Origin of the sequence: Gilvimarinus polysaccharolyticus, assembly GCF_001187555.1 — a bacterium.
Lineage (GTDB): Bacteria > Pseudomonadota > Gammaproteobacteria > Pseudomonadales > Cellvibrionaceae > Gilvimarinus > Gilvimarinus polysaccharolyticus.
The window spans coordinates 1577885-1590041 of the sequence record NZ_LFIJ01000001.1 but is presented as its reverse complement, the minus strand read 5'-3'; the positions used below and the strand labels follow the sequence as shown (position 1 = coordinate 1590041).

General features: G+C 46.7%; 8 protein-coding genes. 6 read left to right on the top strand and 2 right to left on the bottom strand.

Translation table 11 applies throughout. From position 1 onward, the window contains the following. Nucleotides 1–100: 100 nt before the first annotated feature. Nucleotides 101–1246, top strand: a complete 1146-nt coding sequence (locus GILYN3_RS06900) for a patatin-like phospholipase family protein (RefSeq protein ID WP_049722154.1) — start codon at nucleotides 101–103, stop codon at nucleotides 1244–1246. Between the two features lie 121 nt (nucleotides 1247–1367). On the opposite strand, the gene GILYN3_RS06895 is transcribed toward GILYN3_RS06900, so the two are convergent. Continuing rightward, nucleotides 1368–2642 (bottom strand): O-acetylhomoserine aminocarboxypropyltransferase/cysteine synthase family protein, encoded by a 1275-nt coding sequence (locus tag GILYN3_RS06895; protein WP_049722153.1) that lies wholly within the window; start codon nucleotides 2640–2642, stop codon nucleotides 1368–1370. 54 nt (nucleotides 2643–2696) lie between these two features. Further along, nucleotides 2697–3086: a nucleoside diphosphate kinase regulator gene (gene rnk, locus GILYN3_RS06890; RefSeq protein ID WP_049722152.1), complete on the bottom strand. Its 390-nt coding sequence runs from the start codon at nucleotides 3084–3086 to the stop codon at nucleotides 2697–2699. Nucleotides 3087–3682: 596 nt separating this feature from the next. Here rnk and GILYN3_RS06885 point away from each other — a divergent pair. From GILYN3_RS06885 to GILYN3_RS06865, 5 genes are all read left to right on the top strand, one after another. Continuing rightward, a complete protein-coding gene (locus GILYN3_RS06885; protein ID WP_049722597.1) occupies nucleotides 3683–3886 on the top strand; it encodes a DUF3565 domain-containing protein in 204 nt (67 codons plus the stop codon). A gap of 970 nt (nucleotides 3887–4856) precedes the next feature. Beyond that, nucleotides 4857–7913: a TonB-dependent receptor gene (locus GILYN3_RS06880; RefSeq protein ID WP_049722151.1), complete on the top strand. Its 3057-nt coding sequence runs from the start codon at nucleotides 4857–4859 to the stop codon at nucleotides 7911–7913. 92 nt (nucleotides 7914–8005) lie between these two features. Further along, nucleotides 8006–9559, top strand: a complete 1554-nt coding sequence (locus tag GILYN3_RS06875) for a tryptophan halogenase family protein (RefSeq protein WP_049722150.1) — start codon at nucleotides 8006–8008, stop codon at nucleotides 9557–9559. Nucleotides 9560–9567: 8 nt separating this feature from the next. After that, nucleotides 9568–10581: a cupin-like domain-containing protein gene (locus GILYN3_RS06870; protein ID WP_049722149.1), complete on the top strand. Its 1014-nt coding sequence runs from the start codon at nucleotides 9568–9570 to the stop codon at nucleotides 10579–10581. Nucleotides 10582–10596: 15 nt separating this feature from the next. Further along, a complete protein-coding gene (locus tag GILYN3_RS06865; RefSeq protein ID WP_084005163.1) occupies nucleotides 10597–12078 on the top strand; it encodes a tryptophan halogenase family protein in 1482 nt (493 codons plus the stop codon). Nucleotides 12079–12157: the final 79 nt, after the last annotated feature.

Sequence of the window (12157 nt, the reverse complement as noted above, 5' to 3'; positions counted from 1 at the left end):
GGCCTTGACGTAATAACATGAGAGTAGATTGTATTTTTTTTGCGGTAGCTATTAGTATTTTTTGTGGTTTTAATGTTTCTTTAAAACGGGTGAGTGCAGTATGAGCCGCAAAGCACTTATCTTGTCTGGTGGTGGGGCCCGTGCAGCGTATCAGGTGGGTGTACTACAAGCACTCGCCGAGATACTACCTGCCGATACGGTTAATCCTTTTCCGGTTATTTGCGGCACGTCGGCCGGCGCAATCAATGCCATTGCTTTGGCGGCCCATCCGGGTAACTTTCGTGAATCGGTAACCGAGCTTGCCCAGATATGGCAAAGCTTGTCGATTGGCCAAGTGTATCGTCATGGTTGGTCTGATTTCGCTAAAGGTTTTGGGCAGATATTTTTATCGTTGTTCAACGAAGGGGTGGGGCGTCAACGGCCCTTAAGCCTTTTGGATAACACGCCTTTGTGGGACTTGTTGGCAAACAAAATCGACCTTTCTAATATTGCCCGCAATATAGAAGCAAAAAAATTACACGCGATATCCATTACTGCGATGGGCTACAGTTCGGGTCGCTCTGTGAGCTTTTTTCAGGGGCACGATGAATTAGAAGGTTGGAAGCGGTTTCGACGCGCCGGTGTCCCGACAGATATTCGCCTGGAGCACTTGTTAGCGTCTTCGGCGATCCCGACCATCTTCCCTACTGTTAGAATTGCTCAGGAGTACTACGGTGATGGTGCGTTGCGGCAGTTGGCGCCCATTAGCCCGGCGTTGCACTTGGGGGCCGAATCGTTGTTTGTTATTGGTGTCAGTGGTAACCGCCATCCCAATCGCGGGGCCGGTAACGGGTCAAAACCGGTGCGTCACTCGCCATCAATGGCGCAAATAGTAGGCCACTTGCTTAATAGCGCGTTTGTGGATGCATTAGAAAACGATATAGAGCATATGGAGCGGCTTAATTCTTTATTGGAGATGATCCCTCCTGAAGTGCGTGCCGCGCATGATTTAGAGCTTAAGCCAGTACGCAATATGATTATATCGCCCAGTAAAGGCGTAGATGCGATTGCCGGACGCAATGTGCGCTATTTACCTCGTAGTGTTAGGTTCTTTTTACGCGCAATAGGTGCTACCACCAAAAGTGGTGGTGCTACGGCGGCAAGTTACTTGCTGTTTTCTAACCCGTTTATCGGCCAATTAATGGAGTTGGGCTACCAAGACACTATGTGGGAATCCGAGAGCGTCAAAGCCTTTTTTGATAAATAATAAGCTGATCAGAAGCGAACATAACTACCAATAAAACGGAGCGTTTAGATTGCGGGGCTGCTGTTTGGGTTTTACGAGGTTGGGTTAAGCCGACCCTAACAGGGCCGGCTTACTTACGGGTTTATTTAACCTTATCTAACGCCTGGTTAATGTCGGCTAAAATATCTTCAATATGTTCGATACCTACTGATATCCGCACCAAATCTTCCGATACACCTGCTGATTTCAGCTCGTCTGCATTAAGCTGACGGTGGGTGGTGGTAGCCGGGTGGCAAGCCAAAGATTTAGCATCACCGATATTGACTAAGCGTAAGATCATTTGCAGCGCATCAATAAATTGAGCGCCAGCTTCTTTACCGCCTTGGATACCAAAACTTAAAATCCCTGAGGCATGGCCGCTGGTAATTTTCTTGCTTAGGGCGTAGTAGGGGCTGTTTTCTAGCGCGCCGTAATTTACCCAAGTAACTTTAGGGTGTTGCTGCAAATGCTTGGCTACCGCCAAAGCGTTTTCGCAGTGACGCTCCATGCGTATACCTAAGGTTTCGAGTCCCTGCATAATTAAAAAAGAGCTGTGTGGTGCAAGGGCCGAGCCGGTGTTGCGCAGTGGCACCACGCGACAGCGGCCGATGTAAGCAGCCGCACCCAGCGCTTCGGTGTAAACCACGTTGTGATACGACGGGTCGGGCTCATTCAGCATCGGGTAGCGAGCTTTATTGGCCACCCAGTCAAATTTACCCGAATCGACAATCATGCCTCCTACTGTGGTGCCGTGGCCGCCAATGTATTTGGTCAGTGAGTGGACGACAATATCGGCACCTAGCTCAAACGGTTTGCATAAAAATGGGGTGGCTACGGTGTTATCAACGATAAGCACTACGCCGTGTTTATGGGCAATAGCGGCGAGCTTTTCTAGGTCGACAATATTGCCTGCAGGGTTGCCGATAGACTCGCAAAACAGCGCTTTTGTATTGTCGTCGATTAAGCTTTCGAGTTTGTCATAATCGTCAGCCGAGGCCATGCGCACCTCGATACCTTGACGCGGAAAGCTGTGAGCAAACAGATTATAAGTACCGCCGTACAGCTGGCTGGTGCTAACGATATTATCGCCAGCGGCCGCGATGCATTGGATCGCGTAAGTAATGGCTGACATGCCGGATGCCACCGCGAGACCGCCGATCCCGCCTTCCATGGCTGCCACGCGAGCCTCTAGTACGGCGTTGGTGGGGTTCATGATTCTAGTGTAAATATTGCCCGCCACTTTTAGGTCAAACAAGTCGGCACCGTGTTGGGTGTCGTCAAAGGTATAAGATGTTGTTTGATAAATAGGCGTGGTGGCCGCTTTGGTGGTAGGTTCTGACTCATACCCGCAATGCAGTGCCAGTGATTCTAGTTTCATATTTGTCTCCTAGCGAATTTAATCAACATGGAATGTAGCACATATTTACTGCCGTTAGGCTTGCGCCGGCGGTATTACCTGGTCGACGTGTACAGTGGTTTCATGGCTGGTGGATATTGGCCATACAATTTCAGTACCTTCTTGGAGCCCTATCAAAGCGCTACCTACGGGACTTAAAATGGATAATTTATCTTTGGTGTTATCAAGCTCAGACGGATACACCAATTGATAGGTGAAGGTTTTTTGCGTGGACTGCACGGTAAAAGTAACCGTCGAATTCATGGTGACCACGTTAGCGGGAAGTTTTTGTGGCGATACAATCTTGGCGCGCTCAAGCTCGTCGAGCAGTTGCTCGGTGATTGTATCTTCTGGCAATGAATCGATTAACGCCGATAACGTGTTATAGATATCACGGGTGAGTGTAATCTTGGGTTTAGCGCCCATCGTGGTGCCTCCTAATATAAATGGCAAAATGTTGATAAAAAATAAATGACAACTAACGAGCTCCGCCGCTAAGCAGTGCTTGTTGTGAGTTAAAATCGAATAATAGTGTTGCAGTTGAGCCTAAGCTTAAGTATCAGCTTGTTAAAAAATAATGCTTTAGGCTTTACTGGGTGTTTTTAAGACGATAGAGATCGGAGTGCTAAAAAGCACCCTTATAGGGGGAAGAGAGGTGTAAGCCTCCACATTAGAAATTGCAGAATTGTGTACATAACCGTAGCTTTAACATGGCGATTAACTGTAATTAGCGACAGAGTTTAGCTCTGTGACGACACCTCCGAGATTACCTTAACGGCCTTTAAAGTCAACTACTAGCGTGATTTAAAGCCTGCTTGGGGTGTTTTTGATCTGTTAGTGTGAGCTGGGCGCGGTAGTGACTTTTTGATCGGCTCTTTATGCTTGTGAGTCATCTCACTATAACTCGGCCTTTTGTTGTGGGCGTCCTATGTGGGCACATCATGGCGGGTTAACTGCCGCAACAACGGCTGATGGGCTTTCGAGTACTTTATCGTGAAACAACACTACAGATACGAGATTTTATGCAGCAACCTATAGTGGGTTACCACCTCGACAGTGAGCAACATTGGGTGGCCGAACTTGAGTGTGGCCACTGCCAGCATGTGCGCCATAACCCGCCTTGGGTGGTACGCAACTGGGTAACCACTGAGATGGGGCGCGCGGCGATGCTAGGACATTATTTAGGCTGTAAAAAATGCGATGAAAATGCCCCTCGCGATTATTAAATCCTTGCCTTTATGTTTTAAGTAACCTGGGCGGTGTGGGTCAGCCAGAACTTACAGATCGAGTTTATTTGAGTGTTAAATGCCGCTAAAAATTATCTAGGTCACAAGGCTTAAGGCGATTTGCTGGATGCCATTGTGTGGTAGGTGTTGGTGGGTAGGTGTGTGGCGTAAGGCAACAGTGTGCAAATTGACTATAAGCTGTAAGTTTCGGGGCGATAAAACACTGTTAAAAGTGTCGATTGAGTTGTTTGGTGTCACTAAAAAACAGTTAAGTGATCTGAGTAATATTGTTTAGAGTTTAAATAGTTCATATGTAATCGGTTACATGTTTTTGTCTTGACAGCGCTGTCGTTAAGGAGTGCCGCCAGCCCTTGTCCCTGTTGGGCTGGAGCCGAGCTAGATTGATTTTTGCGCCGTTTGAGGGGCAGTGTAGGTTCTTGTTCTCTATTTTTAAAAAAAAGTTCATTTTTTTTATTATTTAGATCAGTCGATAAATAATCTTTGAGCTAAATGGTAGCGCGATCATTTTGTTTTGAAGCCGAAATTACGGCTAAAGGTAATAGATGTCCCTGAAAGTCTATAATTCTTATCTAAAATGTCCAATTGTCGTGCTATGTGCACTTTCATTTATATTCTACTGCGACGGTCAATAAAGGGTGATTTAACGGCCATCGAAGGCCTGTCGCACTATCCCGTTAATGTTAACATTCAAATAGTAATCGGTTACATTTTGTGTGGGTAAAAAAAGCGATTGAATCCTTATGTCCGTTGTCGTAGATTTCCATCAACCAATTTGGCGTGGCGCTACAAATGCGGCACGTAAATGACCGCGCCAAATAAGATCACCTCTAAGAGAGTGATAACAAAATTCGTTTAATCACAAGAGAACGAATAACCCCTTAGATCATGCAGTGCAGGTTTGAGGGGGGCGGTACTGTTAGTCCTGATGATAAAAACAAAGGAGAGCCTCATGTATAAAAAATCTAATTTTAAGAAGAAGCTAATTGCCTCGGCTGTTGCCTCGGCTGCACTGGCCAGTATGGGCCAGTTTGCCTACGCCCAAGATGGCGAGATGGTAGAAGAAGTAGTTGTTACGGGTATTCGCGCATCTCTTGACCGCGCAATGGACGTAAAACGAGATGCAACTGGTGTAGTTGATGCGATCTCGGCTGAAGATATCGGTAAAATGCCGGATGCCAACTTAGCCGAATCTATGCAGCGCATTGCTGGTGTGTCTATTACCCGTACTAACGGTGAAGGCGCTAAAGTAACTGTTCGTGGTATTGATCCAGGCATGAACATGGTGACCTTGAATGGCCGTAATATGCCAGCGGTTACCAATGATGGCGGTGCTGGCGATCGCGCGAGCCGTGCCTTTGATTTTGCTTCGCTCGCCTCAGAAAGCGTAAGCGGTGTAGAAGTGTTCAAAACCGGCCGAGCTGATATTGCTGGCGGTGGTTTGGGTGCTACTCTTAACTTAAAAACTGTACGTCCATTGGATGTTGGTGAAACGCGCGCTTCTGTTGGCGTTAAAGCGGTACACGACACAACCATGTCTCGTGGTGGCGATGGCCGTGAAGTAACTCCAGAAATGTCAGGCATATTCAGCTGGGCAAACGACGAAGGCACTTTTGGTGTTGCCGTCACCGGTGCTTACCAAGAGCGTGATAACGTTCGTTCAAACGCTTTTGTAAACAACTGGCAGTTGCGTGAAGTGGCCGCTGATGGCACTCACGGTAGCACTCCAGAAGGTGCAACAATCACTAACCCACTGCCTGCTGGCTCGCTTTACGCGATCCCTACTGATCTGCGTTACGCCCTAGAAGATAACCATCGTGAGCGCATTAACGGTCAGTTAACTTTACAATTCCGTCCAGTAGATTCTTTAACTGCGACTGTAGATTATACCTATACCGATTATAGCTTAGAGGCTCAGCGCTCACAGCAATCGACCTGGTATAACGAGAGCGCTATTACTGCGTTGACCTTTGATGGCGGACAAGAAGTAAATACACCTATTATTTACTCTGAAACCTACTCGGTAGATGCCGGTAAAGACACCTCATTTGCTAGCCAGCAGTACACCGGCGACAGCAACATGGAGTCGATCGGTCTTAATCTTGAGTGGAACGTAACAGACAATTTTGACTTGGCTCTTGATTACCACGACTCAACTGCTAAGAACAAAACTGCCCAAACCGAGTTAGGCCTAAACGCCAACATCACTACTGCTGAATACTCAGATTGGAGTGGTGATCTGCCGTTGATGGGAATTAGCTTTGACGATTCTCGCGCTGACAAAGGCAACAATAACGGCATTTTAGATGGCGGCGATATTAGCTCTGCCATGGGTTCTTCGCGTTGGGACAACACCGAAACCAACATTAAGCAAGTACGTATTGATGGTACTTTGGATCTTGGTGGATTTGCTTTCTTTGAGGCGACTGACCTGAGCTTTGGTGTTGAAGATCGTAAAGATACCAACAGTACTTTGATGAATAACGGTGAAAGCCCACGTATTACCATGGGTAACTGGGGTGGTGTAGATCCCGACCTGTTTGGTAACGACTGGCCTTCATACTTCTCGCCACGTGATTTTGGTGAGGGTTTCCCAAGCTTTGACAGCACCACAGGTGATGCTAATTTCCTTGACTTTGGTGTTGAGGCTGACTTCGATAGAGTCGCTGAGACTCTTGAGTGGATGTATGCTCGCGGCTTAACTGATGAAGCTATTGGCGAGAACTTTAAAGACTTCCCGAACGGGAAGGTTCAGGCCAATAATGTTCTGTCTTTGGATCGTACTATTATTGAAGAAGTAACCGCCTATTACGTACAGTTCCACGGTGCTTTCGATATTGGTGGCATGGCTTCAAATATCGTAATTGGTTTGCGTCAAGAAGAAACTGATGTGACTTCGATGGCTGGTGTTAACGTGCCTCAGAATCAAAGCTGGGATGGTGATAACGATCTGTCTTTGGTCTTCGGTGCAGGCTTACCAGGTGTGGTGAGTGTAACTAATAGCTATGACAACTTCTTGCCAAATGTTGATTTTGACATCAGCTTGTCTGACGACATTAAAGTACGTGCTTCTTACAGCGTGACGATTGCTCGTCCAGCTTATGGCGACCTAGCGGCCGCAAATAGCGTGAGTAATCAGTACTTGCGTCAAGCTTCAGGCGGTAACCCTTTGTTGACGCCTCTTGAGTCGCAAAACTTAGATTTGTCGGCTGAGTGGTACTACGACGAAGGCAGCTATATGTCTATAGCGTTGTTCCAAAAAGAAGTATCTGACTTTATTGGAACAACTGTTGCTCAAGGCGAAGTTTACGGTTTACGTGATCCACGTTCAGGCGCTCGCTTTGATCAAGCCTTGGCTGATATCAACGCTTTACGCGATGAAGGTACATTGAACCGTGACGGTAGCCTTTGGAACCCAAACAGTGAAGCTCACCAGCATGACATGATGTTGATGAACGAAGGTTTGGATCCAGCTGATGAGTCTACTTCTGTACTAGCGACCTCTGCAGATCCGATTCAGCAGTGGGATGTGACTATGCCTAGCAACTTCCAAGACGACACAATTACCGGTGTTGAGCTGTCTGCACAGCACTTCTTTGGTGAGTCTGGGTTTGGTGTGCAAGCTAACTACACCATGGTTGAGTCTGATTTAGATGTTGATAACACCGGCACTCTAGAGCAGTTTGCTATGTTGGGCGTAAGTGATACTGCCAACATCGCGGCTATCTACGATAAAGATCGCTGGCAGGCGCGTGTAACTTATAACTGGCGTGAAGCATACTTGAGCAGCTTAGCTCAAGGTGGTAGTAATGCTCCAGGTTATGTAGCTGATTACTCGCAAATCGATCTCTCTATTAGCTATGAGTTAACCGACAACCTGACTCTGTCTGCTGAAGGCTTAAACATTACAGGCGAAGATTCACGCTTGTACGGTCGTTCAGAAAGCCAGATGTTTAGTTTAGAAGATCTGGGTGCTCGTTACTCAGTAGGTGCTCGTTATACCTTCTAAAGCTTAATAGTTTTAGAGTTGACCGCGAGAAGCCGCTGGAAACAGCGGCTTCTTTCGTCGCAGCATTTGTTAATTAGCTAGAAGTAAAAATAATGATTAATGATATTGTTATTGTCGGTGGTGGAAGCGCGGGTTGGCTTTGTGCTGGAATTTTAGCTGCTGAGTTTCGCCGATTAGATTCAAGCCCCGCTATTAGGGTCTCTGTGGTTGAATCCCCTGACGTAAGCACTATCGGCGTCGGTGAAGGGACTTGGCCGACTATGCGTGCCACTCTTAAAAAGATCGGTCTGTCAGAGACGGATTTTTTGTTGTGCTGTAACGCTTCTTTTAAACAAGGGTCCACGTTTGTTGGTTGGAAAACGGGGGCGCCTGATGACTATTACTCTCACCCATTTACTTTACCTGCTGGGTTTGGCTTGCATAATGCTCATGCCCTCTGGCAGGCATCTTACCCTTCTCAATCGTACGATTGGGTTGCGGGAATACAAGGCCGTATTTGCGACTTGCATTTGGCCCCTAAGCAAATCACGATGCCGGAATTCGCCGGTGCACTTAATTATGGTTATCACCTTGATGCGGGTAAATTTACTCAGTTGCTAAAAGAGCACTGCGTCAACAAGCTAGGTGTCAAACACATCGTTGATCATGTCGAGCAAGTGAAAGCGGCAGACAACGGCGATATAAGCGCTCTTGTTACGCGAACTCATGGCGCTATCGAGGGTGAGTTATTTGTAGATTGTTCCGGCACCCATAGCTTGTTGCTCGGTAACCATTATGGCGTCGCTTTTAAAAGTTGTCGTCAAGATTCTATTAATGATCGAGCTTTGGCTGTTCAGGTTCCTTATGCTAGTGACGATGCTGAGATCGCTAGTACTACCATTGCGACAGCGCAAAAGTCGGGCTGGACGTGGGATATAGGTTTGTCTAATCGTCGTGGCGTCGGCTATGTGTATTCGAGCGATCACGCCGATGAGGCCAGTATCCGACCAGAGTTAGAAACGTACCTTTCGCAGTCAGTTAAGCCCGAAGTAATATCGGATTTAACGTTTCGTTCGTTGACTTTTGAGCCCGGGCATCGTGAAAAGTTTTGGCATAAAAACTGTGTAGCTGTGGGGATGTCCGCAGGTTTTATCGAGCCTCTGGAAGCCTCTGCATTGGCCCTAGTTGAACTGTCGGTTACTATGATTCGCGATGAGCTGCCCAATACTCGAGCCGAAATGGATATAGTCGCACGACGCTTTAATGAGATATTTAGCTATCGTTGGCAGCGGATTATTGAATTTTTAAAATTGCATTATTTGTTGTCAGAGCGACGCGATAGTGCTTATTGGCGCGCGGCGACAGATATTAAAAGTGCGTCTAAAGAGCTGCAAGAAAAGCTTGAGTTGTGGCGTAGTCGGCCACCCTATGAGCGGGACTTTTTACACGCTGAAGAAATATTTCCCGCTGCAAGTTACCAGTATGTACTGTATGGTTTAGGTTTTGAGACGCGCTACCCAGATCTGGGCCGTAGCTCGTTTAATTTAGAGGGCGGGCGCGAGGCTGTGATGCAAGCGCAAAAGTTGTATGAGAAATATGTGCGCAGTATGAATACTAACCGTGCTCTGTTAAACAGTATTAAAAAACACGGTTTAAAAAAGGTGTAATAGATCGGATGAGCATCTCTGAGCGCTGCATTAAGCAACAATCGCAAGTGGCACCTAATGACGTTTTGTCACGCATTGGTGAGGGGAATGCTCCCATTCTATTTAAAGGGCTGGTGGCGCACTGGCCTGTGGTGCAGCGAGCTAAACAGTCTGATGACAGTTTTTGCGAGTATTTAGCAAGTTTTTATAAAGGTTCGCCAGTTACCTACTATAAAACTGGGTACGAGCAAGAGGGGCGTTTTTTTTATACCGATGACGCCCAAGCGATGAATTTCTCATCGGCGCGAGAATCACTGCTGACGATCCTTGAGTGTGTATTAACGAGTAAAGAGTCGGATCAGCCTGATACTTATTATGTTGGCTCCACGACAGTCGAGCGCTGCCTGCCCGGGTTTAGCGCTGATAACGATCTGCCACTGTCTAACGTTAATCCCTTGGCGAGTATTTGGTTAGGTAATCGTAGCCGGATAGCCGCTCACTTTGATTCCCCAGATAATTTAGCCTGTTGTATTGCCGGTCAACGGCGATTTACATTATTCCCGCCCGAGCAGCTTAAAAATCTATATTTAGGTCCTTTGCAGCCAACTCCGTCGGGGCAGGTGGTTAGTATGGTTGATTTTAAGCGGCCAGATTTTGAAATATTCCCCAATTTTAAGGCGGCACAAGACGCCTCTTATGTGATTGATTTAAACCCAGGCGATGCATTGTTTATTCCCGCTATGTGGTGGCATCATGTGGAATCGTTAGCTCCGGTTAATGGTTTGGTGAATTATTGGTGGCGAGATGACAAGCCCTTTATGGACTCGCCGATGGATGCTCTGTGCCATGCCATATTAGCCATACGTGATTTGCCTAAAAAAGAAAAATCGGCTTGGCAGGAAATATTTAACCACTACATCTTTAGTGAGCAAGATAATAAATACGATCATATCCCCGAGGCTGCTCGTGGCTTTCTTAATGCTTTGGACGAGATAGAGGCAAGAAAATTACGAGCATGGTTGCTGGGCAGATTAAAAAGATAATCTAACGGAGGTTCTGTGGAGAATAACGCGAAGCAAAATATAGTGGTGGCAGGGGGCGGAACCGCTGGATGGATGGTTGCCTGCGCCTTGGTGTCTCAATTAGGCCATTGCGCTACAGTGACTTTAATTGAATCTGACGACATCCCAACCGTTGGCGTGGGCGAGGCGACTATTCCAACGCTGCAGACCTTCCATTTACTTTTGCAATTACAAGAGCAGGAGTTTGTCCGAGAGACCAATGCTACTTTTAAGTTAGGCATCCAGTTTGAAAACTGGGGGGCTATTGGTGATAGTTACTTCCATTCGTTTGGCGATACCGGACGTGAGTTTTGGGCAGGACAGTTTCAACATTATTGGTTGCGATCCAAGCGCGAAGGAGATGCTCATAAGTATTGGGATTACTCGGTAGAAGCGCAAGCATCTAAAGCGGGTAAATTTGCTATTACTAAAAATCCCCGAATGGGCTTTGCTTACCATCTAGACGCTGGTTTGTACGCAAAATATTTGCGTAAAGTCAGTGAGGCGCGTGGTGTTAATCGTATTGAGGGAACTATTAAGCGTGTTGAGCTTGACTCTGACGATGGCAGTATTCACGCGTTACACTTAGCCTCGGGAGAGGCCATAACCGGCGATTTATTTGTTGACTGCACGGGCTTTAGAGGGCTACTTATTGAACAGGCGTTGCACGTTGGTTATGAGGACTGGTCGAACTATTTTATTTGCGATAGAGCCGTAGCCGTACAAACGCAGGCAGATGAAATATTAACCCCTTACACGCGCTCTAGAGCGCACGCCAATGGTTGGCAGTGGCGTATCCCTCTGCAGAACCGTGTGGGTAATGGCTTGGTGTATTCAAGCAAGTACTTGAGCGATCAGGCGGCGACTGATTTTCTGTTGCAAAATGTTTCTGGTGATTTGATTACTGAGCCTCGAGTGATAGGTTTTAAACCGGGCAAACGGAAAAAATCGTGGCATAAAAACTGTGTTGCCATTGGTTTATCTAGTGGTTTTATTGAGCCGCTGGAGTCAACCAGTATTCACTTGATATCCTCTGCTGTGGTGCGCTTAATGCGGATGATCCCGGTCGATGGTGTCCAGCAGGTCGATGTCGATGAATATAACCGTCAAGCGCGTAATGAGCTGCTGGATCTTAGGGATTTCATCTTGCTGCACTATAAGGCAACCCAGCGTGATGACAGTGATTTTTGGCGCTACTGTCGGGATATGGAGGTTCCAGAATCTTTAAAAACACGGATGGAGATTTATCAGGAGTCGGGTCGAATTCACTGGTCTTCTGATGAACTTTTTACCCCGAACTCTTGGAATCAAGTATTGTTAGGGCAGGGGGTCATGCCACGTCATTACCATCCGGCTGCAGACAATATGAGTAGCGCTGATTTTACTGCGTATATGGATAATTATCGGGCCTCGATCGCTGGCTTTGTAGAGAAGATGCCAACCCATAATGAGTTTCTTGAGAGTTTTATTCGCGATTAATGCAGGTTGATTTCTGCTTTTGGTCTTAATGCTTATAAACACTTAGAATATTTTACTAATAATTAAATACAGTGATTTT

What these genes read in the sequence shown, in the direction of transcription:
- GILYN3_RS06900 (WP_049722154.1), top strand. Translation starts at nt 101, where the DNA reads ATGAGCCGCAAAGCACTTATCTTGTCTGGTGGTGGGGCCCGTGCAGCG.
- GILYN3_RS06875 (WP_049722150.1), top strand. Translation starts at nt 8,006, where the DNA reads ATGATTAATGATATTGTTATTGTCGGTGGTGGAAGCGCGGGTTGGCTT.
- GILYN3_RS06870 (WP_049722149.1), top strand. Translation starts at nt 9,568, where the DNA reads ATGAGCATCTCTGAGCGCTGCATTAAGCAACAATCGCAAGTGGCACCT.
- GILYN3_RS06880 (WP_049722151.1), top strand. Translation starts at nt 4,857, where the DNA reads ATGTATAAAAAATCTAATTTTAAGAAGAAGCTAATTGCCTCGGCTGTT.
- GILYN3_RS06895 (WP_049722153.1), bottom strand. Translation starts at nt 2,642, where the DNA reads ATGAAACTAGAATCACTGGCACTGCATTGCGGGTATGAGTCAGAACCT.
- GILYN3_RS06885 (WP_049722597.1), top strand. Translation starts at nt 3,683, where the DNA reads ATGCAGCAACCTATAGTGGGTTACCACCTCGACAGTGAGCAACATTGG.
- rnk (WP_049722152.1), bottom strand. Translation starts at nt 3,086, where the DNA reads ATGGGCGCTAAACCCAAGATTACACTCACCCGTGATATCTATAACACG.